Source organism: Microbacterium sp. A84, from assembly GCF_051842815.1.
Classification (GTDB): Bacteria; Actinomycetota; Actinomycetes; order Actinomycetales; family Microbacteriaceae; genus Microbacterium.
This window is the reverse complement of record NZ_JBPXMS010000001.1, coordinates 1,253,662-1,277,097: the sequence shown is the minus strand read 5'-3', so window position 1 is coordinate 1,277,097 and position 23,436 is coordinate 1,253,662. Positions and strand designations below refer to the sequence as shown.

Sequence of the window (23,436 nt, the reverse complement as noted above, 5' to 3'; positions counted from 1 at the left end):
CTCGCGCGCGCTGCAGGAGCGCTCAGGTTAGGCTGACAGATATGGCTTTGTTCTCCCGCCGCAAGAAAATCGACGACGCTGTACCCGAATCGCAGACGCCTATCGAAGCCGATGGCTCCGACGTGGAAGAAGCCTCGGTGGAAGCGCCCAGCGAACCGGTACCGCAGATCGGCATCTCTGTGCAGGCGTTCCGTGGCGTCGGCGCTGACGCCGGACCCGAGGTGACGCTTCCAGACCCGGATGCTCCCGCACCTGCCCGCAAGGTCGCTGCACCGAGGCCACAGGCATCCACTCCGCCAGCGCCGGAGAAGCGCACTCTGCCACTCGCATCGGCGCTGCCGCCAGAGCAGACCGAATCAGTTCCCGGTATGAAGGACAACGTGCTGCTACGCACGGCCCTTGCCGAGCTCAAAGAGGGACCGAGCAACGAGCAGCTGATCGGCGTGCTGCGTCAGATGTTGCAGGGACACCTCTTCCTGCGCGTGCACGGCGACGCCCGCACGCAGATCGCCGAGGGCAAGCCGCTCTCGGTCGCGGTTGTTCGTGATGGCGAGCGTGCCTTCATGCTCGCCTTCAGCTCCGCAGTTGCGGTACGCGATTCTGTGCAGCGCGAGACGGACCCGACGGCAACATCCGCTGTGGCTCAGCCTGTGACGGCGGTGCTCGAGCAGGTGGTCTCCGGCAAGTTCAGCGGCCTCATCATCGACAACGCCTCTGGTGTGCACCGCGCGGTGTACCCGACTGAGGTGCTGGCGAAGGCGCTCGAGCAGGGCGATACAGGCATGACGATCAAGACTCTGCTGGCTGCGCCCCGCGAGCAGGACACCACGCACAAGGTCGGCTCTGCGCTCGCCAAGACCAAGGTCTGGGTCGCTGTCAACGACGGCACTACCGGTGGGCCGGTCGGCATTGCCGAAGCACACACTGCGGATGGCAGGCGTTTCCTGCAGGTGTTCTCGCACCCGCTCGAGGTGGTGGCTCTCGGTCGTGCAGAGAAGCCGCTGCCGTTCACTCCGGAACAGCTCTCGAAGGTGCTTTCCACGCACAGTGAGCTCGCTGGTGTGCTCGTAGACCCCGCCGGCCCCTCGATCATGGTGGAACGCGACGCGCTGGCCGAGGTGCTCGTGCTCGCTATCGACCTCGGCGACTGACCCTTCCGCGCGCGGCGGCGCGGCTCTAGGGTCAGAGCATGGCCTCTGAGCGCGTGACGTTGACGGTCTCCGATCCCGAAGGGGATCGCGAGGTGGAGCTGTCTAGCCCGAATCGTGTGGTGTGGCCGGACGCTTCGACAGGATCAGCGACAGATGGTGGCATCACCAAGGCTGAGCTTGCGGAGTATTTCCAGGTCGTCGCGGCACCGTTTCTGAACGCCAACGGCGACCGCCCGGTGTCATTGGAGCGTTTTCGCGCCGGTATCGGCAGTGACGGGTTCTTCTCTAAGAATCCGCCCAAGGGCACGCCTGATTACGTGGATGCCGTAACTGTGACGTACAACAGTGGGCGTCAGCATCCGCAGATCGTCCTGAACCGACCGAGTGCGATCGTCTGGGCCGTGCAGATGAACACGATCGTGTTCCATCCGTGGGCTTCGCTCGCATCCGATACCGACAATCCGATCGAGTTGCGCATTGACCTGGATCCGCAGCCGGGAACAGATTTCGCGGATGCGGTGGCCGCCGCACATGGCTTGCGCGAGGTGCTGCGCGAGGCCGAACTCGAGCCGTTCATCAAGACCAGCGGCAACCGTGGACTGCATGTGTTCTGCCCGATTGAGCCGACGCACGAGTTTCTCGATGTGAGGCATGCGGTGATCGCGGCAGGGCGCGAGCTCGAGCGCCGGATGCCGCAGCAGGTCACCATGAACTGGTGGAAGGAAGAGCGCGGCGAGCGCATCTTCATCGACTTCAACCAAGCAAACCGCGACCGCACGATGGCCGGTGCTTACAGTCCTCGCGCACTGCCGGTGGCGACGGTGTCGACGCCGGTCGAATGGGACGAGATGGACGGGCTCGACCCCCAGCGCTTCACTGTGCGCAGCATCCCGAAGCGCCTCGCCGATGTGGGCGACCCGTGGGCGCGCATGCAGGAGAACCCGGGGCGTATCGACACGCTGCTGAGCTGGTGGGAACGCGACGTGGGGGATGGCCTCGGCGAGCTGCCTTTCCCGCCGGAGTTCCCGAAGATGCCGGGGGAGCCGCCGCGCGTGCAGCCCAGCCGGGCGAAGAAGGACTGAGCTCAGGCGTCTTCGGTTGGGGCTGGCGCCGTCAGGAACTCCGATGGTTCCGGATGGCGGATGCTGCCGGGGTCAGTCTCCATGAGCACATCCGTGGGGTTCGATCCGTCGGCGGTGACCCAGAGCAGCACTGTGCCGCCGACCGTTGGAGCGTCGTTGATCGTCGTGAACAGTCGCTCCTGCACCCGGTGCAACCCTGACCGCGTCTCGTACTCCGCAGTGACCTCGAAGAGCAGCATCCCACCGACCCACACCTCGGTGGATGCGGCCTCGACCACTTCGGCGCGCACGCGTCGACCATGATCGCGCAGACGGGCAATGCGGACGCGTTCGATCCTCGTACCGCGAATCTCCGCCCGGAGACGGCTCAGATACACGATCGTGAGGACCACCGCGGCGGCGGCGACTACCCCTGAGACGACCTGCATCGGCAGGTGATCAAGCAGGAGCATCGCGGCGAGCGCGCCCATGGCTGCGCCCGCGAGCATGGCAGTCGCGGCCAGATAGGACTTCACCGGAAGGTCATCGACCCACTCGTTCGCATGTGCGAGTGCGCGGCTTCCCCATGCCATCGCGATGAGGCCGAGGACACCCGGAATCGCATACGGCACGATCGCGCCGGAATCGTTGGTGGTGATGATCGCCGCGATAACACTCAACGCGGCCCACGACGCGGTCACTGTGCCGAGCGCGGCGACCGACGTCGTTGCAACGAGTTTGATCGAGCCGTTCATGTTCTCATTCTTGTGCACTCATGCCGCCCGGATGGCATCACGTATTCGCGCCGTAGGTGTGGAGGCGCACTCCCGCTCACAGGTCAGAAATCACTCCAGCACATCGGCGAGGTCGTAGCCCGCGACGGTATCGAGCTGATCGTAGGTGCAGGAAAGAGCGTCGCGGTCAGGGCGCCATCGCTCGAACTGCACGGTGTGCCGGAAGCGTGCGCCCTCCAGTTGGTCGTATCGCACCTCCAGCACACGCTCGGGGCGGAGTCTGACGAAGGAGACATCTTTGGAGCCGGTGAAGCGGGAGCGCTCGCCCTCGGCGGTGACGGCGGCACCGTCATCGTCGCGCTCCACGAATGGCGCGAGTTCCCCGATGAGTTCCTGCCTGCGCACGTCGCTCCACGCGGCGACGCCGCCGACCTGGCGCAGGACGCCGTCGCCGTCGTACAGCCCGACCAGCAGCGAACCGACGCCCGAGCCGGACTTGTGGATGCGATAGCCGAGTGCAACGACGTCGGCGGTGCGGGCATGCTTCACCTTGATGAGGGTGCGCTTCCCCGGGGCATACGGTTGGTCGAGCGGCTTCGCGACGATGCCGTCGAGGCCCGCGCCTTCGAACTCAGCGAGCCACCGGACGGCGGTGGCATGGTCCTCGGAGGTGCGGGTGAGCTGGAGCGGATGCCTGGTTCCTGCGAGCAGCGCTTCGAGGCGAGTTCGGCGCACGCGGAACGGTTCGGGCTGCAGATCCTCGTCGCCCTCGGCGAGCAGGTCGAACGCGATGAACATCGCTGGCGTCTCGGCGGCGAGGCGTGCGACACGGGATGCCGCGGGGTGGATGCGCTGGCTGAGCGCCTCCCAATCGAGTCGTTGTGTTCCCGGCTCGCCGGTGGCGACGACGATCTCTCCGTCGAGTAGGCACGGGCCCGGGAGGATCTGCGCCAGAGCCTCAACGAGCTCGGGGAAGTAGCGGGTCAGCGGCTTCGCCCCGCGCGATCCGATCTCGAGTGTCTCGCCATCCCAGGCGATGAGTCCACGGAATCCGTCCCACTTCGGCTCGAACAGCAGACCGCCGGGCGTCTTCGCCGGATCGGGCACGGCCACGGCGGCCTTCGCGAGCATCGGTATCGGGATCTCGTAGCGCATACCGCCATCCTCGTCGCGCCTGCCCTGTGGCGGAAGGCCCCGATTGTGTTTCGCCACCGGGGAGGGGTCGCAGATGGTCGCTGACGGGTGGGCGGTCCGAGCAGCTCTCAGCCGAACAGATCGCCGAGTGAGACCCTTGTCCCGGCATCGCGCAGCGCAGTGCGCGCGGCATGCCATCCGGCCATGCCGTTGACTCCAGGACCTGGTGGAGTCGAAGCCGAAGCGAGGTACACACCGGGCATCGGGGTGCGCCACGGCGCGATCCCGAGCGTCGGCCGCCGCAGCGCCTGTGGGATCGTGAACGTGCCGCCGAGGATGTCGCCGCCGATCGCGGCGGGGTTGATGGCCTCGCGGGACGAAGCGGGAACAGACGTGTGCGCGAGAATCCGGTCGCGGAATCCGGGGGCGAATCGCTCCACCTGACGGGTGATGAGCTCTGTAGCATCCAGATCAGAGTTCTGAGGAACGTGGATGTATGCCCACAGCACGGCCTTGCCCGCCGGGGCTCTGGTGTTGTCGAAAACGGATGGCTGCACGGCCAGCACGTAAGGGCGATCGCTGACGCGGCCCTGTGCGACGGCGTTCTCGCTCTCCCAGACCTCGGCCTGAGTTCCACCGACGTGCACGGTCGGTGACTGGGCGACATCGGCGTTCATCCACGGCACCGGGCCGTCGAGAGCGAAGTCCACCTTCGCGGCGGCCGGGCCGTAGCGGTAGGAGGAGATCGCGCGGGCGTAGCGTGCGGGGATATCGGGATGGGTGAGTGCGAGCCGCGGCGAGGAGTTCAGCATCAGCAGGTCGCCTCGTGCGGGGTCGCCCCAATCGAGGGAGCCGAGGTCAGTCACCTGCGCACCGGTCTCGACCGAGCCGCCGTGTGCTTCGAGGTCGGCGACCATGGCATCGGCGATCCGCTGCGCCCCGCCGCGAGGGTACATCCATCCGCCCGCGTGCGCCTGCGCAGCCAGCAGCAGCCCCGCCGCTGCGCCGGCGAGCGAGGGGAGAGGAGTGTTGGCGTGTGCGAGAACGCCAGACACGAGAGCCGCCGCCTCGTCAGTGCGGAAGGTTCGGCGTGCGAGCGGCGTGCCCTGATCCAGCATTCGCAGCGCGAACCGCATCGCAGTGAGCGGATCGCGCGGGATGCGCAGCATCTGGTTGCCGGTGAAATCGACGACGCCGTCGATGTGTCGGCTGAGTGGACGCAGGAGAGAGAGCCACGCGCGACCGTCTGCGCCGAGCCCTGCCGCGGTGCGATCGATGTCTCGCCAGGCGATGCCGGCACGACCAGCATCGAGGGGATGCGCGTAGGAGATCTCCGGGTGAATCCAGTCGATGCGCTCGGCGAGACCGAACGCTTGGAAGAACGGCGACGCGAGGGCCGCCGGATGCACCGAGGAGCCGACGTCGTAGCGGAAACCGGAGAGAGTCGACTCGATGGTCCGGACGCCGCCGCCGATCGCGTCTGCCGCTTCGAGAACTCGTACCGCGTACCCGGCGCGGGCCAGGGTCACGGCCGCCGAGAGCCCGTTCGGACCGCTGCCGATGATCGTCGCACGCACCATATGGTCAGTCTCGCACGTTCAGATGGCGTCGGAAGTGAGCCGAAACAGCAAGTGGGTACTGGGCGCATGGTCAAGCGTGCGATCCTGGTAGTGATGAGCGAAATACAGGGGCCGACCCCCGCAGGCACCTCCCGTCCATACCGAAACCTCTCGGAGGCGCTGCGCGCGCACCGAATCGAAGCTGAGAACCACGAGTTCATTACCGCGCTCGTGGATGCTGTCGGCATCTCGTCGTTGATCGATCGCGGTCGCTACATCGAGGCGATCCGTCGTGATGAGGGCACTTCCCTGCACATTGGAAAGACCTACACCAACGGCTTCGCTGAAGACGAGCAGGTCGTCGTCGGCTCTGCCGCGCTGCGTCTGCGGCCGAGCGAAGGGCGCGCTCCGTACTTCTACGTCACGCACCCGAGCGAGTTCCGTCCCATCGTCCCGGCCGCATCATCGTCGCGTGCACCGCGCAAGGCTGCGGCGACTGCAGAGCCACGTGTACAGCGCGTTGCGAAGCCGATCGAGCGCGACTACGGCTCCTGCGACGTCTGCTTCATGGTGCGCAATGCCGCCGGTGGCTGCAGCTGCGACTGACGCGTTACTGCTCGAGCTGCGACTGCAGGCGCCGCGAGACCTCGGCGATCGGCATTGCGCGCGGGAACACCGCGACCACCATGTCGTCGGGGGCTGCGGCCGCGGCATCCGGCAGTACGCCATAGCGGCGGCGCGCATCGTCGAGCGCGTTCTGCAGCACTGACGGCGCAACCTTTTTCGTGCCACGCAGCAGCTGGCGCAGAACATGGTTGTGCACTGCGGTGACGATGGCGGCGAAGCCGACGGCATCCAGAGGGTCGATTCCTGGAAGTGCACGACGCAGATAATCGTCGAACAGTCGCTCGTAACGGAACACCGTCACGATCTCGCGCTCACGCAGTGCGGGAACCTGACGAACGATCTGGTAGCGCAGACGAGCGATCTCCGGATCATGCGAGAAGTGCGAGAACACGTGTTGGGATGCACGGCAGACGGCTTCCCACGGGTCAGTGTGGCCCTCCGCGAGGAAGGCGCGAAGCTCATCCAGCAGAATCTCATGATCGGCGAAGACGACGTCTTCTTTGCCGCCGAATTGGCGGAAGAACGTCGAACGGGACACTCCCGCGGCCTTCGCGATCTGCTCGACCGAGGTCTGATCGAAACCCTGGGCCTGGAACAGCGCGAGCGCGGCGGCCACAACGCCGGTGCGTGGTTCTGCGGACTCATGCATAGCGAGAAGCCTAGACCGACGGGGCCGTTCATTCAGAGGTAGTAAGATTTGGTCTTGGTCGATATCTCGACATCGAGAGACTTTCCGGACCGCAGACCAGCGAAGGAAGCACAGTGGATCTGTACGAGTACCAGGCACGTGACCTATTCGAGAAGTATGGGGTGCCGGTTCTCGCCGGCATCGTTGCTGACACCCCCGAGGAGGTGAAAGCAGCTGCAGAGAAGATCGGTGGCGTCGTCGTCGTCAAGGCACAGGTCAAGGCCGGTGGACGTGGCAAGGCTGGTGGCGTTAAGGTCGCCAAGACTCCCGACGAGGCATATGAGGCAGCGAAGACGATCTTCGGTCTCGATATCAAGGGCCACATCGTCAAGCGCGTCATGGTCGCTCAGGGCGCAGCGATCGCCGAGGAGTTCTACTTCTCCGTGCTGCTGGACCGCGCAAACCGCTCCTACCTGTCGCTCTGCAGCGTCGAGGGTGGCATGGAGATTGAGGTTCTCGCCGTCGAGAAGCCCGAGGCTCTCGCTCGCATCGAGGTCAACCCGCTGACCGGCATCGACAAGGTGAAGGCCCTCGAGATCGCCCGTGAGGCGAAGTTCCCTGAGGAGCTCGTCGAGAAGGTCGCCGACGTCTTCGTCAAGCTGTATGACGTCTACAAGGGTGAGGATGCCACACTCGTCGAGGTGAACCCCCTGGTTCTCACCGAGGACGGCTCCATCATCGCGCTTGACGGCAAGGTCTCGCTCGACGAGAACGCGTCAGAGATCCGTCACCCCGAGCACGAGGCGCTTGAGGACAAGGACGCTGCGGACCCGCTCGAGGCCAAGGCCAAAAAGAGCGGCCTGAACTACGTCAAGCTCGACGGCGAGGTCGGAATCATCGGCAACGGCGCAGGCCTTGTCATGTCGACGCTCGACGTCGTCGCTTACGCCGGCGAGAACCACAACGGCGTCAAGCCCGCGAACTTCCTCGACATCGGCGGCGGAGCATCCGCAGCGGTCATGGCCGCAGGCCTCGACGTCATCCTCGGTGACCCGCAGGTGAAGTCCGTCTTCGTCAACGTCTTCGGTGGCATCACCGCCTGTGACGCTGTCGCCAACGGCATCAAGGGTGCGCTCGAGACGCTCGGTGCTACAGCATCTAAGCCGCTCGTGGTGCGCCTCGATGGCAACCGCGTCGATGAGGGTCGCGCGATCCTCGCCGAGTACGCCCACCCGCTCGTGACCCTCGCCGCCACCATGGACGAGGGCGCCGACAAGGCCGCCGCGCTGGCGAACGCCTAATCCGACGCTGAGAGACAAGGACTAAGAAATGTCGATTTACCTCAACAAGGATTCCAAGGTCATCGTCCAGGGCATCACCGGCGGTGAGGGCACCAAGCACACCGCCCTCATGCTGAAGGCTGGTACCCAGGTCGTCGGTGGCGTGAACGCGCGCAAGGCCGGCACCACGGTTTCGCACACGGATGCCGCAGGTAACCCGGTCGAGCTGCCCGTCTACGCCTCCGTTGCAGAGGCCATGAAGGAGACCGGCGCTGACGTGTCGATCGCCTTCGTCCCCGGCGCCTTCACCAAGGACGCCATGATCGAAGCCATCGATGCCGAGATCCCGCTGCTCGTCGTCATCACCGAGGGCGTGCCCGTCGGTGACAGCGCCGAGGCCTGGGCCTACACGAAGAGCAAGGGCAACAAGACCCGCATCATCGGACCGAACTGCCCCGGCATCATCACCCCCGGTGAGGCGCTCGTCGGCATCACCCCGGCGAACATCACCGGCAAGGGCCCGATCGGTCTCGTCTCAAAGTCAGGAACCCTGACCTACCAGATGATGTTCGAACTGCGCGACCTGGGCTTCTCGACCGCCATCGGCATCGGCGGAGACCCGGTCATCGGCACCACGCACATCGACGCGCTTGCAGCGTTCGAGGCTGACCCCGAGACCAAGGCGATCGTCATGATCGGTGAGATCGGTGGCGACGCAGAAGAGCGTGCCGCTGACTACATCAAGGCGCACGTCACCAAGCCGGTCGTCGGCTACGTTGCAGGCTTCACGGCTCCTGAGGGCAAGACAATGGGCCACGCCGGCGCCATCGTCTCCGGCTCCGCAGGCACCGCGCAGGCGAAGAAGGAGGCCCTCGAGGCCGCTGGCGTCAAGGTCGGCAAGACGCCGTCCGAGGCCGCTGACCTCATGCGCGCCATCATCGAAGCGCTCTGATCTGATCTGAGATCGTAGAAGGCCCCGAGCGTCACGCTCGGGGCCTTCTTTGCGTCTGGTATTTCGCCGTGACGTGCGGATGCCTTTACCGAATGGTGACTGAGGATGCGGAAGCGGTCACCGTGCCCGGCGCTGGGGCTTGACCCCGGTCATGCATCCACTTCTGGAGAGCATCCGGGCGGTTGGTGATGATCCCGTCCACGCCCATGGCGGTCAGCGCTTCCCAGTCCGCATCCTCGTCGTGGGTCCAGACGAAGACGCCGAGTCCGGCGCGGTGCGCCTGCGCGACGCTTCGGGCGGTCGCTCTGCTCGGGTTGACGGCATCCGCACCGATCTGCTGTGCGGTGGTGATGATCGACGCGTTGATCGTGTCGGTGAGCCAGCCCACCGGGAGGGTGGGTGCGACCTTTGAGATGTTCGCCACTGTCTTCTGGCTGAAACTTTGGGTGAGGACCTTGTTCTCGAGGTCAGCCGCGTCGATCATGTCGATGGTCGTGCGGATGCCCGCCGCGCTCCAGGTGCCCTTGTACTCGATGACGACGTCGGCGCCGCTGTCCGCGACGTAGTCGAGCACCTCGTCGAGCGTCGGGATCCTCGTGTCAGCGAATGTGTCGTCGAACCAGGAGCCGGCATCCAGAGCGCGTAGTTGCTCGATGGTCATGTCCGCCACGGCGCCTGTCCCATCAGTCGTCCGATCCACCGTGCTGTCATGAATGACGACGGGGACGCCATCCTTCGACAAGCGGATGTCGATCTCGAAGTACTCTGCCCCGACGGCCGTCGTGGACGAAAGTGCGGGCATCGTGTTCTCCGGTGCGGCCGACGAGTACCCGCGGTGTGCGACGATGGCGCCTGCCTGTCCAGGAAGTCGCAGGACCGCCAGTGGGCGCCGCAGGACTCTGTCGAGCGACAGGAGTGACCGCTCGCCATCGGACTGGGAGATGACTGTGCCCGCATCGAGCGGGGAGTGCGTGATCGCCTCAGCTGCTGGAGATGCGAACCCGGTGAACACCGCCCAGACAGCGGCACAGACGGCTCCTGTGCCCGACAGGCGTCGTCTGCGTACGCTCATGATCTGCATCCTGCCAGAGGCGCGAGGCTGCGTCGAGACCTTTTCGTTACTTTTGATGAAACGTTCGAGAAAAGGCCAGCCGACAGTCGTCTATATGGCGCTAACGTGCACTCTGCCGCTACGGAACCGCAGGTTCGTGCCATATGGCGCGGTAGCGTGCTGCACCTGTGTCGTACGCTGAGGGCATGCCATTGACAGGAGAATACAAGCCGTCCTCATCCGAATGGGCCCGTACGCAGGCCGAGAAGTTTGAGGCGTCGAACGGGGAAGAGGCGAACACTCTGCAGGGCGTGCCGATCATCGTCCTGACCACGGTCGGGGCGAAGTCGGGTGCACTGCGCAAGACCGCGCTGATGCGCGTCGAACACGAGGGTCTCTACGCCGTCGTCGCGTCGAAGGGCGGGGCGCCAGACGAGCCTCGCTGGGGTGAGAACATGCGCCGACACCCGCACGTCGAGCTGCAGGATGGCGCCGACAAGCGTGACTACAACGCGCGCGAGCTGTCCGGTGATGAGCGTGAGGAGTGGTGGCGTCGTGCGGCCGCCGTATGGCCTGCGTACGACACGTATCAGACGAAAACCGATCGGAAGATCGCGATCTTCGTTCTCGAACCCTTCCAGGACTGAGCTGCGGGTCGGGTGACGGGATCCGGACGTGCGATCAGCGGCGTCCAGATGCCAGCACAGCAGACAGCAGTAGATCAAGCGTCTCGTGCGCGTTGATGCGCGCCGCAGCATTGGCAGGGTGCTCAGAGAGCCAGAGTGCCAGCTCATTCATTGAACCGGACAGTGCGGCGGTCAGTGTGTCGAGCAGTGCGGGCGCGACTTCTGCCTCCGCCAGTCCTTCGCGCAGCTGCGTTGCTGGACCCTCGGCATCCATCCGGCGCCATTCGTCCCAGCTGAGCACGGCCGGTCCGTCGATGAGTAGCACGCGCGCTGCGGCGCCCTGCGTGATCGCGTCGAGGAAGGCATGACTCCCGAGGCGGAGAGCGGCCATGGCATCCGCCCCCTCCGTCGAGGTGGCAATCGCGTCCGCGATCAGCTGCTGCTGCCCGGAGACCACCGCGGTGAAGAGCCCGGGCTTCGAGGAGTAGTGGTGGTAGACCGCTCCGCGCGTGACGCCGGCTGTACGTGCGATGTCGTCCACGGATGCCGCGGAGTAGCCGTGCTCTGCGAACTGCGCGGTGGCGACCGCAAGGATTCTTCGAGAGGTCTCAGCGGCTTCCGCCGCAGTTGTTCGAGGCATACGGTTCCCTTACATGCGATGTGTATGTATCTTAGTTGGTACCGATACAAACACTAAGTATGTAAAGAGGGATGATGAACTTCTCCAGTTTTTACCCGGTCCTCATGGTCGACGACGTCGATACTGCTGCCAGGTTCTACCGCGACGTGCTCGGGTTCGAGACGACGTTCGAGGCCGACTGGTATGTGAGCCTGCGCTTCGACGGTGGCGAAATCGCGATCCTCGACCGCACACACGAAACCATCCCTGAGGGGTTCCGCGACCCCGTGCGTGGCCTGCTACTCAATGTGGAGGTGCCAGATGCCGCGGCCGAGCATGTCCGCATGGTCGGGACGCTCGGGCTGCCGGAGCGGCTCTCCCTGCGCGACGAGGACTTCGGGCAACGGCATTTCATCATCGAAGCACCGGGTGGAGTGCTCATCGACGTGATCGAGCCGATCGAGCCGTCAGCGGAGTTCATCACGGCGTACGCGGGGGAGTGACGCGCCTGCGCACGGCGAATCGTACGGCGACAACGAGCACCAGCGCGGCGCCGGCGAGGAGCACCCACCATCCGGGTGCGATGGCGACAGCCGAGAGGCTGAGCTGCTGCTGGGCGATCGTGGGCATCTCATCCGAAGCCGACGCGATGACTGTCGGCGAGACGGCCACCTGTACTGCGGTGAAGGGCAGCCAAGCAGAGAGCCCCTCGACTGTCGCGTGAACATCGACACGGGCCGCGGGAAGGAGCTCAGCGAGGGTGAGCAGTCCCGTCGAAGCATCCGGTGATGAGTACAGCTCGACGCCAGGGGCCGTGACCAACTGTATGGCGGTGAGGCGGGTGTTACCCGTGTTCCCCACGACATAGGAGACGTCGGCAGAAGCCGCCTCCCATGGCCAGAATCCGGTCGCCACGTCGAGCTGTGCCTGATCCAGCGACAGGCCGGCGGTGAGATCGCCGGCGACGGTCACGGTGACACGCGTCGCGTACCTCATGTCGACAGAGACCGTCTCTCCAGCGCTCTGCAGCACCGTGAGGAGGGCTCCGGCGTGCTCACCCGGCTGCGCGTCCGCGGGGACTGAGACGGAGAAGGGGATGCGGGCGACCTCGCCTGGCTCGATGTGCACGCTCGCGACGCTCGGAGCGATCCATGTGCCGATGGCTGCGGAGCCTGTCTCGGCTGTCGCGATGTCCAAGGCTCCGGATCCGTCGGTGAACGCGTCGGATCCGTACACGGCGAGGTCGAGCACTGCTGCGCCGGAGTTGCGAACCAGAACAGCGTCTTCGACGACGGCACCCGGCTCGAGGGCGTATGCGAAGTTGCTGCGCTCCTCTCCGATGTTGGTGATGACCGGCATCATGCTCCATGCGACCTGGCCTGCGGCGGATGCTGGCACAAACGATGTGGGAGCCTCGACCGCGGAAGCCTTCAGCGCCGAGGTCGCGGTCGAGCACAGCACGACCAGCAGTGTGGCGGCGACGGCGCCGAGGAGGAAGCGCGGGAGGCGAGGAAGGGGACGAGGCATCGGAGCGGCCTTTCAGTGGAAACAGAGAGAAAGAGCGGATGCGGGGCGCAGCCGCATCGTGCCGGCTGCGCCCCGCATTCTGTTACTGGATGACGGTGACAGTCAGTGTCGACGCATAGTCGCCGGCGACCTGTCCCAGCGGCAGGCGCAGGTCGAGGTCGGCCGCGACGATCGCAGTGTCGACGCCCTTGTACTCATCGCTGGGCGCCGCGACAAGCACGGCGTTCTGCGAAAGTCCGCCTCCAGCGCCAGCGACAACCGGTTCACCGGCGACCGCTCCGGCGCCTTCGGCCGTGAGCCGTGGCGTCCAGCCGAGTGCGCTCGACTCGAAGGAACCAGCGGCTGATGCGAACGCAGATGCCTGACCAGACAACGTCCAGCTCGAGGACGGATTCACCCGGGTGTCGGTGATCTCGATGTCGTTCAGGACACCGGTCGCGACGTAGCTGTCGCCCAGAGGAGCTGCCTCACCAAGCGAGACGACGTCCTGCGAGCTGAAGCGCCAGGTGAACTCGCCTGCCGGCTGCGTCGAGTCAGGGATGCTCACAGCGATGGCCTGCTCGTTCGGGGTGGGCTCGGCCGGGGTCTCAGGCTCTTCGATGGTGGGAGGCGCCTGGTTGTAGCGCTGCATCCAGCCACGGAGTGCGTCAGGACGATCGGTGATGATGCCGTCGACGCCCATCGCCGTCAGGGACTCCCAGTCGGCCGCGTTGTTCTTCGTCCAGACGAACACACCCAGACCTGCATCATGGGCCATCGCTACGCTCTCTGCGGTCGCGCTGCTCGGGTTGATGGCATCCGCACCCATCTGCTCGGCCCTGTCGATGATCGAGGCGTCGATCCCGCCGGTGAGCCAGCCCACAGGAAGATCTGGTGCCACCGTCGCGAAGTTTGTGACGGTCGTGGCGCTGAAGCTCTGTGCGAGGACCTTGCTCTCGACGCCGGCAGCCTCGATCATGTCGACCGTGAGCTGCGTGTCTTCGACGTTCCAGTCACCCTTGTACTCGATGACGACATCCGCGCCGCCGTTTGCGACATAGGTGAGAACCTCGTCGAACGTGGGGATCTTCGTTCCCGCGAACGCACTGGAGAACCAGGAACCGGCATCCAGCGCACGGAGCTCCTCGAGCGTCATGTTCGTCACCGAGCCGGTGCCATCGGTGGTGCGATCCACCGTGCCATCGTGGATGACCACAGGCACGCGGTCCTTGGAGAGGTACATGTCGATCTCGAAGTATTCGGCACCGGCGCGAGTCGTCGAAACGAACGCCGGCATCGTGTTCTCCGGGGTCACGGTCGAGTTTCCACGGTGTCCGACGATGACGCCGGTTTCGCCGGGCTGACGGATCGTGATCGGAGGGAGCGGGTCGATCTCGGTGAGCACGACGTTGTCGTAGCGCACGATCGAGTCGTTCGCGATGAGCCCCTGCACGCCGTCCGCGGTTCGCACCAGCTGACGCGTGGTCATGATCTTCTTGCCGTCGATGTACCACGTGCCGACGTTGTCGTTAACCTCGACGCGAAGGTGCGCCTGGGTGCCGATGCCGATGTCGCTTGCCGTTGACCCCGTGTCGGTGACTCTCCAACTGTCGGCTGCGGTGCGCTGGGTGAACTCGACGCCGTTTCCTGCGGCAGAACCGTTGCGCAGAGCAGCTTGCTGCCAAGGGATGGAGCCGTCAGCGGGGGCATCGAGCAGCAGCGCCAGCCAACGCCCGCTGTTCGCGGCCGATTCGAATGTGATGTCGACGTCAAGCGCGAAGTTCTCACGGTTTTCGCCGAAGGTGATCTTGGCGTCGCCAGGACCGCTGGCACCGACGAGCTCCCCGTCCTTCACGCTCCAGGTGCCCGCGACGGCATTCCAGTCCTCCGGGATCGTGCCCGAGTCGAACGACTCGGAGAGGAAGACCCGATCATCCACGGGCATATCCGTGGCTGTCGGTGCCGATGTGGCTGCGTGCGCGATGCCTGGAGCGAGAACGCCCGCAAATACGGCGGTCGTGGCAACGCAGACGGCTCCGATACGCGATAAACGCGAACGGCGAATGGTCATGGTACGTCCTTCCGGGGGAGGGTGCCTCGGGGTGGGTCCCGGGGCACCTCCCACTCAAGAAGGCGCGCGCATCGGCGCCCTGCACAGCACAAGACCGGCAGGGCCCATCTGGGCGAAGAGCTGGTGACGCGCAGTGACGGTCGAGCCGAACCGTCACTGATCGACTCAGAGACCCAGTGCAGAGCGAGCCGAGTTCACGATGCTCAGCGAGGTCGATGTCGCGAGGTAACGATCGTCGCTGTACTCGAAGGGGCGTCCGTCGAAGGTGCGGGCGGAGCGCTGGACGCGCAGCAGAGGCGTGGTGCGAGACACCCCGAGCAGTCGCGCATCCTCTGGGTCCGCGAGCACAGCGGAGATCAGATGCTCGCCGTAGGCGAGCTGAGGACCGTGCACGCGTTCGACTACCTCCATGATCGAACGTGCGTCCCGCGGGAGCTGCGCGATCGTCGGGATGAGCCATTCCGGAAAGGTTGTGCGCTTGACCATGACGGGCACATCGTCGATGGATTGCAGCCGGGTGATGCGCAAGACGGGGCGTTGAGCGCTGATTCCCAGCGCGTGCGCCTCCTCGGTGGTCGCACGTCCTTCGCTGCTGAGTAGCGTCTTTCCGCCCGGCTGATGGCCGATCGCCTTCGCCCATTGGCCGAAGGATCGGAGCTCGGTGACGTCCTGCGCGAGGGTCGCGGCATGCACGACCCACCGCGTTCCACGGCGTGAAAGCTGGCGGTTGGTGTGTTCTACGTGCTCAAGTGCGCGGCGTATGGTTCCGCGAGCCACGCCGAAGCGAGCAGCGAGTGACGATTCGCTGGGGAGCGCGTCGCCGATGCTCACACGTCCGGTCTCGATGTCTGCGGTGATCTTCGCCGCGATCGAGAGATGCTTTCGATTGGTCTGTGGTGTGGTGCGTTGGGGCACATCTTGAGCGTGCCCGGTCAGGGTTAACGGCTGATGCCAGAGCGGATGCCGGGCTGAAAACGACGAGGGGCGGATGCCGTAGCATCCGCCCCCACGTCATGGAACTGGTGTCAGGAGACGCCGAAGAGCGCCTCGATCGGTCCGCGCGCGAAGAACAGCACGAACCCGAAGCCGACGATCCACAGCAGCGGGCTGACGGACTTCGCCTTGCCGGAGAAGGCCTGCACGAGCACCCAGCTGACGAAGCCCGCGCCGATGCCGTTGGCGATCGAGTAGGTCAGCGGCATCACCGAAACGGTGAGGAATACCGGCAGCAGCACGCTGAAGTCGGTCAGATCGATGTACTTGATCTGTGCCATCATCATCGCGCCGACGATGATCAGCGCGGCAGCCGCGATCTCGGTCGGAACGATCGAAGTCAGCGGCGTCAGGAACATTGCGAGAAGGAACATCACGCCGGTCACGACGTTGGCGAAGCCGGTGCGTGCACCCTCGCCGATACCGGCGCCGGACTCGATGAACACGGTGTTTGACGAAGACGAGGTGCCACCACCGGCAATCGCGCCGATACCCTCGACGATCAGCGCCGACTTGATGCGGGGGAAGTCGCCCTTCGCGTCGGCGAGGTTCGCCTCCTTGGCAAGACCGGTCATCGTGCCCATCGCGTCGAAGAAGTTCGAGAACACCAGGGTGAAGACGATCATCACGATCGCGACCAGGCTGACCTTGCCGAAATCGAACCCGAAGTCGACAGCACCGATCAAGCTCAAATCGGGCAGGCTGACCGGGGATCCGGAGAGTGTCGGGACGGTCAGGCTCCATCCGGCCGGGTTGAATTCGCCATCCGAGCCGAACTGCGGACCCAGGTGCCAGATGGCCTCGACGATCACGGCGAGCACCGTGCCGGAGACGAGACCGATCAGCAGGCCGCCCTTGACCTTGCGGGCGACGAGCACTCCGGTGATGATCAGGGTGACGATGAACAGGACGGTCGGAACCGTGGCGACGGAGCCGCCGATGCCGAGGCCGACCGGGGGAGAAGAGCTGCCGGTCGCGGTCACGAAGCCGGAGTTCACGAATCCGATGAAAGCGATGAACAGACCGATACCGACGGTGATCGCGATCTTGAGCTGGAATGGCACGGCGTCGAAGATCATCTTGCGCAGGCCAGTTGCCGCCAGCAGCACGATGACGATTCCGTTGATCATGACCAATGCCATCGCCTCGGCCCAGGTGACCTGGCCGACAACGGAGAAAGCAAGGAACGCGTTGATGCCGAGTCCGGCGGCGAAACCGAACGGCAGGCGGGTGATCAAGCCGAACAGGATCGTCATCACGCCGGCGGTCAGCGCCGTCGAGGCGCCGACTGCGCTGAAGCTCAGCACAGTGCCGTCGACGTCGGCGGCGCCGGCGAGGATGATCGGGTTGAGGATCACGATGTAGGCCATCGTGACGAACGTCACCAGGCCGCCGCGGACCTCCGTGCCGATCGTGGAACCGCGTTTGGTGATCTCGAAGAAGCGATCAAACGCGTTCTTCGGCTCAGCAGTGCGCTCAGTTGTGGTCGAGGGGGCAGTTGTCATCGGGTTAAACCTCCTTGGAGACGATATCGTGTCCGACGCCTCGCGCGCGTCCCCCGCGAGGCAGTCAGGTTCTCGTCGTAGTCTCTTGGAGTCATGCAACGCCTCCTCGTCGCGATTCTCGCCGCCGTCGACGCTGCCATCGCGGCGGCCGTCGGCCTCGTCGTGCTGCTCGCTCCGCTGACCATGCTCTGGACGCTCGCGTTCGGCGTCACCGCTGAATGGGGAGCCCTGTGGCCGGTGACGGGCACGCTGTGGCAATTCGGTCATGGTGTTCCGATCGATATCGCAATCCCGGATGCTGTGGTCGCGGCCGTCGGCATCGCACCGGAGGCCGCGAACTTCACGCTTTCGCTGACGCCGCTTGCCTGCTTCATCTTCACCCTGCTGTTCGCGGCGCGCTCCGGAGCCAGGGCCGCCCGTTCAGGGGCCTGGATGCTCGGGGCCATCTCCGGCGCCGTGGCCTTCACCCTGGTCGCGGTCGCCGTCGCGTACACCGCGCAGGCGGACATCGCGCGGGTCCCGTTCGGCCTTGCGATTCTGCTGCCATCCTCCGTGTACCTTGTCGGTGCCCTCTGCGGGGCCATCCGCTACGCCTGGCGCGAGGGCGATAACGGACTTATCGACCGCGTGCACGACGTCGTCGACAGCTGGGGAGACTGGGGCGTGGTGCCCGCCGAAATCGTGCGCGGCGCCACTGTGGTCGTCGTGGGACTCACCGGCATTGCGGGCCTTGTCGTTGCGCTCACGGTCGCGCTGCGTGGAGGAGAGGTCGTCGCCCTCTTCGAAGCGGCGCGCGTTGATGCCACCGGTGTCACCGTCCTCACGCTCGGACACCTCGCGTACCTGCCCACGCTGCTCGTCTGGGCACTGGCCTGGATCGCCGGCCCCGGATTCTCGGTGGGCGCAGGCACCGCAGTCTCACCCGCCGGCACGCAGCTCGGTGTCGTTCCCGGCATCCCCATTTTCGGCCTGCTGCCGGAAAACAGCTCCATCTGGATGCTGATCGTTGTGCTGTTGCCCGTCGCAGCGGGTGCCTTCGCCGGTTGGATGGTTCGATCCAAGCTCGTCTGGGAAGACGTCGCGCGCGGCCTCGCACCGCGCGTCGCAATCGCCGCGGGAATCGCCCTACTCGCTGCCGGAGTCATCGCGCTCGCAGCGGTGCTCGCATCCGGGTCGATCGGTCCGGGGCGGCTTGCCGACACCGGCCCGCATGTCGGGTGGATGACGCTCGCGATCGGACTCGAGGTTCTGATCGGCGCCGGCATCATGCTGCTCGCGCCCAGACACCGTGATGAGCTCGCCGAAGAGCGCACAGATCGCTGGGCCACTGAGATGGGTACGTCTGTGGCAACGGATGCCGACACCGCTGCTGACGCTTCTTCCGCGTGGCCAGCGCAGGCGCCGGTGCCCGGTGATGAGACCGAGACGCAGCCGCTGAGCGAGCATGGCTTCTTCGGGGGCGGCAGCACTCCCACGCCCCGGTAGACTAGCCGGGTGCTCACGGTCGCCGTTCTCATCTCAGGCACCGGCTCGAACCTCCGCGCCCTGCTCGAAGCCGCACGCCACCCCGATTTTCCTGCGCGGATCGTTGTCGTCGGTGCTGATCGCGATGCTGAAGGTCTCGCTCACGCAGAGGAATTCGGCATCCCGAGCTTCACAGTGCCGTTCCGCTCTTTCGAGAGCCGCGAGGCATGGGGCGAAGAGCTCGGCAGCCAGCTGGACGTCTGGACCCCCGACCTCGTCGTACTCAGCGGTCTGATGCGGCTGCTGCCCGCACCGCTCGTCGCCCGCTACGCGCCGCGGATCATCAACACGCATCCGGCGTACCTGCCCGAGTTCCCCGGTGCGCACGGTGTGCGTGACGCGCTCGCCGCCGGCGCCGAGCAGACCGGCGCCAGCGTCATCGTCGTAGACGACGGCGTCGACACCGGCCCGATCCTCGCCCAGGAGCGTGTGCCCGTGCGTCCGGATGACACCGAGCACAGCCTGCACGAGCGCATCAAACCCGTCGAGCGACACCTGCTGATCGATGTGGTGCGCCGCATCGCCACCGGCGAGCTCTCGCTGACACCCTGACCTCTACCCGCACAAGTTCTGCACAATCACCGCACGCATATTCACCGCACACACACCGCACGAAGGAGACCTCCCATGGCCGGCCCGAGCCACGACTCTTCCCTGTACCGCGATCGCGACACTGTGCCGATCAAGCGCGCGCTCGTCTCGGTGAGCGACAAGACCGATCTGCTCGTGCTCGCCGCGGCGCTTGCCGATGCTGGCGTCGAAATCGTCTCGACCGGATCGACCGCTGCGACCATCCGCGAAGCGGGCTTCGATGTCACTGACGTCGCCGCAGTCACCGGCGTCGCCGAGATGCTCGACGGTCGCGTGAAGACTCTGCATCCGAGCATCCATGGTGGGCTTCTGGCCGACCTGCGCCTCGAGGGCCACGCCCGCGAACTCGCCGAGCTGGAGATTGCCCCGTTCGAGCTCGTCGTCGTGAACCTCTACCCGTTCGTAGAGACGGTCGCATCCGGTGCGACCGGCGATGACGTCGTCGAACAGATCGATATCGGCGGCCCGGCTATGGTGCGCGCGTCGGCGAAGAACCACGCGAATGTCGCGATCGTTGTCTCTCCCGAGTCCTACCAGGCGATCATCGAGTCGATCTCGGCCGGCGGAACCACGCTCACGCAGCGCCGGGAGCTTGCTGCCCGTGCGTTTGCGCACACCTCCGCGTACGACACGGCCGTTGCCGCCTGGTTTGCCGAGGAGACCCTCAACGAGCCCGGAGACCTGCCAGAGCACTTGACGATCAAGGCCGAGCGACTATCGACGCTGCGCTACGGCGAGAACGCACACCAGCGCGGCGCGATCTACTCTCGCGTTGGCGGCCACGGCATTGCCCAGGCTGTGCAGCTGCAGGGCAAGGAGATGTCGTACAACAACTACGTCGACGCGGATGCCGCGCTGCGCGCCGCATTCGACATGGTGCTGCCCGCCGTCGCTATCGTGAAGCACGCGAACCCCTGCGGAATTGCGACCACCGCGCCGAACGCCCTCGACCCGATCGCCAGCGCGCACCTGCGTGCCCACGAGTGCGACCCGGTATCGGCCTATGGGGGCGTGATCGCCACTAACGGCACTGTCACGCTGAAGATGGCAGAGAACCTCAAGGACATCTTCACCGAGGTCATCGTCGCTCCGTCGTTCGAGCCGGCCGCGCTTGAGGTGTTCAAGGCGAAGAAGAACCTGCGTCTGCTGCAGCTGCCGGATGACTGGCAGCAGGAGCCGATGGACGTGCGCCTGGTCTCCGGTGGTCTGCTGCTGCAGGATGCCGATCGCTTCCCCGATGAGATCGGCTCTGTTGCGAAGAACTGGGAGCTCGTCACGGGTGATCGCCCCGACGAGTCCGAGATGGAGAACATGATCTTCGCGTGGAAGGCGTGCCGCGCGGTTAAATCCAACGCCATCGTGCTCGCCAAGGGCAATGCCACCGTCGGCGTCGGCATGGGCCAGGTCAACCGTGTCGACTCCTGCCGCCTCGCGGTGGAGCGTGCTGGCGTCCGTGCGGTCGGATCCGTCGCAGCATCCGATGCGTTCTTCCCGTTCGCGGATGGCGCTCAGGTGCTCATCGATGCCGGCGTCACCACGATCGTGCAGCCGGGTGGATCTGTGCGCGACGAGGAGGTCATCGCTGCGGCGAAGGCCGCGGGCGTGACGATGTTCTTCACCGGGGAGCGTCACTTCTTCCATTAAGTCGGGTGCCTCGCGACGGCCGGGCTGGGCGTTTCACAGTCATGTCCGAATTCCGCTAGCCGGTCGTCGCAGCGCGTGTCAGAGTGGAGGCATGACCTTCCCGGCGATGAGCTCGATGAGCTTCGATGAGCGGTACCGTGCGATCGATGCGCGCGACACCCGCTTCGACGGGCAGTTCGTCACGGCGGTGCACTCGACGGGCATCTACTGCAGGCCGTCCTGCCCCGCGCGCACACCCAAGCCGGAGAACGTCAGCTTCTATCCGACCAGTGCCGCAGCGCACGAAGCAGGCTTCCGTGCGTGCAAACGCTGCCTACCCGAAGCGGCTCCTGGCTCGCCGGCATGGGACCTCCGCGGCGACACCGCTGCGCGCGCGATGCGCCTCATCGCCGACGGCGTCGTGGAACGCGAGGGCGTCCCCGGCCTTGCCATGCGCCTGGGCTACTCGTCGCGCCACCTCACCCGGCTACTCGCGACCGAGCTCGGCGCCGGCCCGCTTGCTCTTGCCCGCGCGCACCGTGCCCACAATGCGCGGATGCTGCTTGTCGGAACCGACCTTGCGATCGCTGACATCGCGTTCTCGGCCGGGTTCGCCAGCATCCGCCAGTGCAACGAGACGATCCGCGAGGTGTTCGGCCTGACTCCCACCGAGCTGCGCGCACGTCGCCGCATCTCCTCGATCGTCACACCGGGGACGATCGACCTGATCCTCCCGCACCGCGAGCCGATGGATGCCGCGGGCATCTTCGCCTGGATGGCCGCACGCGCCCTGCCCGGCGTGGAGAGCACGACGGAGAACTCGTTCGCCCGGCACCTGCGCATGCCGGGTGGGGCCGCGTGGTTCGAAGTGCGTCAGGACGAGAACGCCCGGCTTCGCCTACGCGCCCAGGTTACGCATCTCAGCGACCTCGCCCCGCTCGTCGCGACCGTACGTCGCATCTTCGATCTGGATGCCGACCCCATCGCCGTCGACGCCGCGTTGTCGTCGCATCCGGAGCTTTTGCCGCTGGTCGCGCGGATTCCCGGCATCCGTGTGCCTGGCGCCGCAGACCCCCACGAGATGCTCATCCGCGCGATGATCGGCCAGCAGATCACTGTTGCTGCCGCCCGAACGGCGCTCATGAAGCTCGCCGAGGCGTTGGGGGAGCCGACGCCTGACTCGGAGGGTCACCTGTTCCCGACGATGACGGCGATCGCCGAACACGGTACCGAAGTGCTCCGGGGGCCTGCGGCGCGAATCAGCGCCATCACCGGAGCAGCTGCAGCGCTGGCAGATGGTTCGCTGACGTTGACCGTCGGTGACGATCGCGTCGAGCAACGACAGGCACTCCTGGCCATGCCCGGCATCGGACCCTGGACCGCCGATTATGTGCGGATGCGCGTGCTCGGCGATCCGGATGTGTTCCTCCCCGGAGATGTTGCCGTGCGTACGGGTGCCGGGGCCGCCGCCCTCCCCGCCGATCCCGCACCGCTTGCTGTCTGGTCAGAACGCACCGCACCCTGGCGCAGCTACCTCACCGCGCACCTCTGGCGTGCCCCACGCCCCACCACCCCCACTACGTCCCGCGAGACTTCACGTGTGTCACTGAAATCCGCGATTTCTATGACACACGCGAAGTCTCGCGGAGGAAAGAGTGCATGAAAATGAGCATCATCCAGACCATCGACACTCCTGACGGTCCGTTCACGCTCCTCGTCGACAGCGAACAGCGAGTTCTCGCCTCCGGGTGGACCGCCGACCCCGATGCGATCGTCAATCGGCTCGCAGAGCGGTTCCGCCCCACAGAGATCCGAGAAGGCGAGATCCGAGAGGGCGAGACGGATGCTGCGGCCGCCGTCCGTGCGTATTACGACGGCGACCTCGGTGCGATCGACACCGTCGCGGTGCACCAATTCGGCACTGAGATGCAACGGGCCGGCTGGGCGGCGCTGCGGCAGATAACGCCAGGGGAGCCGTTGACTTACACGTCTTTCGCCGCAGAGCTGGGCAATCCGAGCGCGGTGCGCGCTGCAGCATCCATCTGTGCACGCAACGCGCCTGCGCTCTTCGTGCCCTGCCATCGCGTGCTGCGCGCCGACGGGACACTCGGCGGCTTTGCTTGGGGGCTGTCCGTGAAGGAATCGCTGCTCGCCAGGGAATCTGTGCTCTGAAATCCGCAGTCCTGGGCGCCGATCGGGAA

Annotated in this window: 22 protein-coding genes; 12 read left to right on the top strand and 10 right to left on the bottom strand. The window is 65.7% G+C overall.

Annotated elements, in window-relative coordinates; genetic code table 11:
- Positions 1-41 precede the first annotated feature (41 nt).
- Positions 42-1,151 carry an SseB family protein gene (locus ACSU04_RS06290; RefSeq protein WP_439283947.1) on the top strand — a complete coding sequence of 370 codons (1,110 nt, stop codon included), beginning with the start codon at positions 42-44 and terminating at the stop codon, positions 1,149-1,151.
- A gap of 38 nt (positions 1,152-1,189) precedes the next feature.
- Entirely contained in the window at positions 1,190-2,233 is a 1,044-nt protein-coding gene (gene ligD, locus ACSU04_RS06285) for a non-homologous end-joining DNA ligase (protein ID WP_439288790.1), read from the top strand.
- A 2-nt stretch (positions 2,234-2,235) separates the two neighbouring features.
- On the opposite strand, the gene ACSU04_RS06280 is transcribed toward ligD, so the two are convergent.
- The 3 genes from ACSU04_RS06280 to ACSU04_RS06270 form a co-directional block, all read right to left on the bottom strand.
- On the bottom strand, positions 2,236-2,967 hold the full coding sequence (locus ACSU04_RS06280) for a hypothetical protein (protein WP_439288789.1): 732 nt from the start codon (positions 2,965-2,967) through the stop codon (positions 2,236-2,238).
- 90 nt (positions 2,968-3,057) lie between these two features.
- Complete coding sequence (locus ACSU04_RS06275; RefSeq protein ID WP_439283942.1) at positions 3,058-4,101, bottom strand: ATP-dependent DNA ligase; 1,044 nt, start codon at positions 4,099-4,101, stop codon at positions 3,058-3,060.
- 107 nt (positions 4,102-4,208) lie between these two features.
- Positions 4,209-5,660, bottom strand: a complete 1,452-nt coding sequence (locus ACSU04_RS06270; protein ID WP_439288788.1) for a phytoene desaturase family protein — start codon at positions 5,658-5,660, stop codon at positions 4,209-4,211.
- A gap of 93 nt (positions 5,661-5,753) precedes the next feature.
- On the opposite strand from ACSU04_RS06270, the gene ACSU04_RS06265 reads away from it, so the two are divergent.
- On the top strand, positions 5,754-6,245 hold the full coding sequence (locus ACSU04_RS06265) for a hypothetical protein (RefSeq protein WP_439283938.1): 492 nt from the start codon (positions 5,754-5,756) through the stop codon (positions 6,243-6,245).
- Positions 6,246-6,249: 4 nt separating this feature from the next.
- Here ACSU04_RS06265 and ACSU04_RS06260 read toward each other — a convergent pair whose 3' ends face one another.
- A complete protein-coding gene (locus tag ACSU04_RS06260) occupies positions 6,250-6,915 on the bottom strand; it encodes a TetR/AcrR family transcriptional regulator (RefSeq protein ID WP_439283937.1) in 666 nt (221 codons plus the stop codon).
- A 113-nt stretch (positions 6,916-7,028) separates the two neighbouring features.
- On the opposite strand from ACSU04_RS06260, the gene sucC reads away from it, so the two are divergent.
- Both sucC and sucD read left to right on the top strand, forming a co-directional pair.
- Positions 7,029-8,195, top strand: a complete 1,167-nt coding sequence (gene sucC, locus ACSU04_RS06255; RefSeq protein WP_439283935.1) for an ADP-forming succinate--CoA ligase subunit beta — start codon at positions 7,029-7,031, stop codon at positions 8,193-8,195.
- Between the two features lie 28 nt (positions 8,196-8,223).
- The gene (gene sucD / locus ACSU04_RS06250; RefSeq protein WP_439283933.1) at positions 8,224-9,126 is read left to right on the top strand and encodes a succinate--CoA ligase subunit alpha; all 903 of its coding nucleotides are present in this window, start codon (positions 8,224-8,226) and stop codon (positions 9,124-9,126) included.
- 85 nt (positions 9,127-9,211) lie between these two features.
- On the opposite strand, the gene ACSU04_RS06245 is transcribed toward sucD, so the two are convergent.
- A complete protein-coding gene (locus ACSU04_RS06245; RefSeq protein WP_439288787.1) occupies positions 9,212-10,198 on the bottom strand; it encodes a glycerophosphodiester phosphodiesterase in 987 nt (328 codons plus the stop codon).
- Positions 10,199-10,383: 185 nt separating this feature from the next.
- On the opposite strand from ACSU04_RS06245, the gene ACSU04_RS06240 reads away from it, so the two are divergent.
- Positions 10,384-10,824, top strand: coding sequence for a nitroreductase family deazaflavin-dependent oxidoreductase (locus ACSU04_RS06240; RefSeq protein WP_439283929.1), 441 nt, complete (start codon positions 10,384-10,386; stop codon positions 10,822-10,824).
- A 34-nt stretch (positions 10,825-10,858) separates the two neighbouring features.
- On the opposite strand, the gene ACSU04_RS06235 is transcribed toward ACSU04_RS06240, so the two are convergent.
- The gene (locus ACSU04_RS06235; RefSeq protein WP_439283927.1) at positions 10,859-11,443 is read right to left on the bottom strand and encodes a TetR family transcriptional regulator; all 585 of its coding nucleotides are present in this window, start codon (positions 11,441-11,443) and stop codon (positions 10,859-10,861) included.
- 74 nt (positions 11,444-11,517) lie between these two features.
- Here ACSU04_RS06235 and ACSU04_RS06230 point away from each other — a divergent pair, with 74 nt between their 5' ends.
- Entirely contained in the window at positions 11,518-11,925 is a 408-nt protein-coding gene (locus tag ACSU04_RS06230) for a VOC family protein (protein WP_439288786.1), read from the top strand.
- Here ACSU04_RS06230 and ACSU04_RS06225 read toward each other — a convergent pair.
- The 4 genes from ACSU04_RS06225 to ACSU04_RS06210 all read right to left on the bottom strand — a co-directional run bounded on the left by ACSU04_RS06225 (position 11,903) and on the right by ACSU04_RS06210 (position 17,497).
- Positions 11,903-12,949 (bottom strand): hypothetical protein, encoded by a 1,047-nt coding sequence (locus ACSU04_RS06225; RefSeq protein WP_439288785.1) that lies wholly within the window; start codon positions 12,947-12,949, stop codon positions 11,903-11,905. The two genes, ACSU04_RS06230 and ACSU04_RS06225, sit on opposite strands and share 23 nt — an antisense overlap.
- Before the next feature lie 82 nt (positions 12,950-13,031).
- The gene (locus tag ACSU04_RS06220) at positions 13,032-14,999 is read right to left on the bottom strand and encodes a glycerophosphodiester phosphodiesterase (RefSeq protein ID WP_439288784.1); all 1,968 of its coding nucleotides are present in this window, start codon (positions 14,997-14,999) and stop codon (positions 13,032-13,034) included.
- A gap of 165 nt (positions 15,000-15,164) precedes the next feature.
- Positions 15,165-15,914, bottom strand: coding sequence for a GntR family transcriptional regulator (locus ACSU04_RS06215; RefSeq protein ID WP_439283919.1), 750 nt, complete (start codon positions 15,912-15,914; stop codon positions 15,165-15,167).
- A 110-nt stretch (positions 15,915-16,024) separates the two neighbouring features.
- Positions 16,025-17,497 carry an NCS2 family permease gene (locus ACSU04_RS06210; protein WP_439283917.1) on the bottom strand — a complete coding sequence of 491 codons (1,473 nt, stop codon included), beginning with the start codon at positions 17,495-17,497 and terminating at the stop codon, positions 16,025-16,027.
- Positions 17,498-17,590: 93 nt separating this feature from the next.
- On the opposite strand from ACSU04_RS06210, the gene ACSU04_RS06205 reads away from it, so the two are divergent.
- The 5 genes from ACSU04_RS06205 to ACSU04_RS06185 all read left to right on the top strand — a co-directional run bounded on the left by ACSU04_RS06205 (position 17,591) and on the right by ACSU04_RS06185 (position 23,407).
- A complete protein-coding gene (locus ACSU04_RS06205; protein ID WP_439288783.1) occupies positions 17,591-18,982 on the top strand; it encodes a cell division protein PerM in 1,392 nt (463 codons plus the stop codon).
- Positions 18,983-18,991: 9 nt separating this feature from the next.
- Entirely contained in the window at positions 18,992-19,573 is a 582-nt protein-coding gene (gene purN, locus ACSU04_RS06200) for a phosphoribosylglycinamide formyltransferase (protein ID WP_439288782.1), read from the top strand.
- Between the two features lie 75 nt (positions 19,574-19,648).
- Positions 19,649-21,256, top strand: a complete 1,608-nt coding sequence (gene purH, locus ACSU04_RS06195) for a bifunctional phosphoribosylaminoimidazolecarboxamide formyltransferase/IMP cyclohydrolase (RefSeq protein ID WP_439283912.1) — start codon at positions 19,649-19,651, stop codon at positions 21,254-21,256.
- 91 nt (positions 21,257-21,347) lie between these two features.
- Positions 21,348-22,898, top strand: coding sequence for a DNA-3-methyladenine glycosylase 2 family protein (locus ACSU04_RS06190; protein WP_439288781.1), 1,551 nt, complete (start codon positions 21,348-21,350; stop codon positions 22,896-22,898).
- Complete coding sequence (locus ACSU04_RS06185) at positions 22,895-23,407, top strand: methylated-DNA--[protein]-cysteine S-methyltransferase (protein WP_439288780.1); 513 nt, start codon at positions 22,895-22,897, stop codon at positions 23,405-23,407. Before ACSU04_RS06190 ends, ACSU04_RS06185 begins: the two co-directional genes overlap by 4 nt.
- The last annotated feature ends 29 nt before the right edge of the window (positions 23,408-23,436 follow it).

Bases quoted from the DNA above. Each gene is read 5' to 3' on its own strand.
- ACSU04_RS06240 (WP_439283929.1), top strand. From the start codon at position 10,384: ATGCCATTGACAGGAGAATACAAGCCGTCCTCATCCGAATGGGCCCGT.
- ligD (WP_439288790.1), top strand. From the start codon at position 1,190: ATGGCCTCTGAGCGCGTGACGTTGACGGTCTCCGATCCCGAAGGGGAT.
- ACSU04_RS06260 (WP_439283937.1), bottom strand. From the start codon at position 6,915: ATGCATGAGTCCGCAGAACCACGCACCGGCGTTGTGGCCGCCGCGCTC.
- ACSU04_RS06220 (WP_439288784.1), bottom strand. From the start codon at position 14,999: ATGACCATTCGCCGTTCGCGTTTATCGCGTATCGGAGCCGTCTGCGTT.
- ACSU04_RS06235 (WP_439283927.1), bottom strand. From the start codon at position 11,443: ATGCCTCGAACAACTGCGGCGGAAGCCGCTGAGACCTCTCGAAGAATC.
- ACSU04_RS06190 (WP_439288781.1), top strand. From the start codon at position 21,348: ATGACCTTCCCGGCGATGAGCTCGATGAGCTTCGATGAGCGGTACCGT.
- ACSU04_RS06205 (WP_439288783.1), top strand. From the start codon at position 17,591: ATGCAACGCCTCCTCGTCGCGATTCTCGCCGCCGTCGACGCTGCCATC.
- ACSU04_RS06230 (WP_439288786.1), top strand. From the start codon at position 11,518: ATGAACTTCTCCAGTTTTTACCCGGTCCTCATGGTCGACGACGTCGAT.
- ACSU04_RS06280 (WP_439288789.1), bottom strand. From the start codon at position 2,967: ATGAACGGCTCGATCAAACTCGTTGCAACGACGTCGGTCGCCGCGCTC.
- ACSU04_RS06225 (WP_439288785.1), bottom strand. From the start codon at position 12,949: ATGCCTCGTCCCCTTCCTCGCCTCCCGCGCTTCCTCCTCGGCGCCGTC.
- sucD (WP_439283933.1), top strand. From the start codon at position 8,224: ATGTCGATTTACCTCAACAAGGATTCCAAGGTCATCGTCCAGGGCATC.
- ACSU04_RS06245 (WP_439288787.1), bottom strand. From the start codon at position 10,198: ATGAGCGTACGCAGACGACGCCTGTCGGGCACAGGAGCCGTCTGTGCC.
- purH (WP_439283912.1), top strand. From the start codon at position 19,649: ATGGCCGGCCCGAGCCACGACTCTTCCCTGTACCGCGATCGCGACACT.
- ACSU04_RS06185 (WP_439288780.1), top strand. From the start codon at position 22,895: ATGAAAATGAGCATCATCCAGACCATCGACACTCCTGACGGTCCGTTC.
- ACSU04_RS06265 (WP_439283938.1), top strand. From the start codon at position 5,754: ATGAGCGAAATACAGGGGCCGACCCCCGCAGGCACCTCCCGTCCATAC.
- ACSU04_RS06290 (WP_439283947.1), top strand. From the start codon at position 42: ATGGCTTTGTTCTCCCGCCGCAAGAAAATCGACGACGCTGTACCCGAA.
- ACSU04_RS06210 (WP_439283917.1), bottom strand. From the start codon at position 17,497: ATGACAACTGCCCCCTCGACCACAACTGAGCGCACTGCTGAGCCGAAG.
- ACSU04_RS06275 (WP_439283942.1), bottom strand. From the start codon at position 4,101: ATGCGCTACGAGATCCCGATACCGATGCTCGCGAAGGCCGCCGTGGCC.
- ACSU04_RS06270 (WP_439288788.1), bottom strand. From the start codon at position 5,660: ATGGTGCGTGCGACGATCATCGGCAGCGGTCCGAACGGGCTCTCGGCG.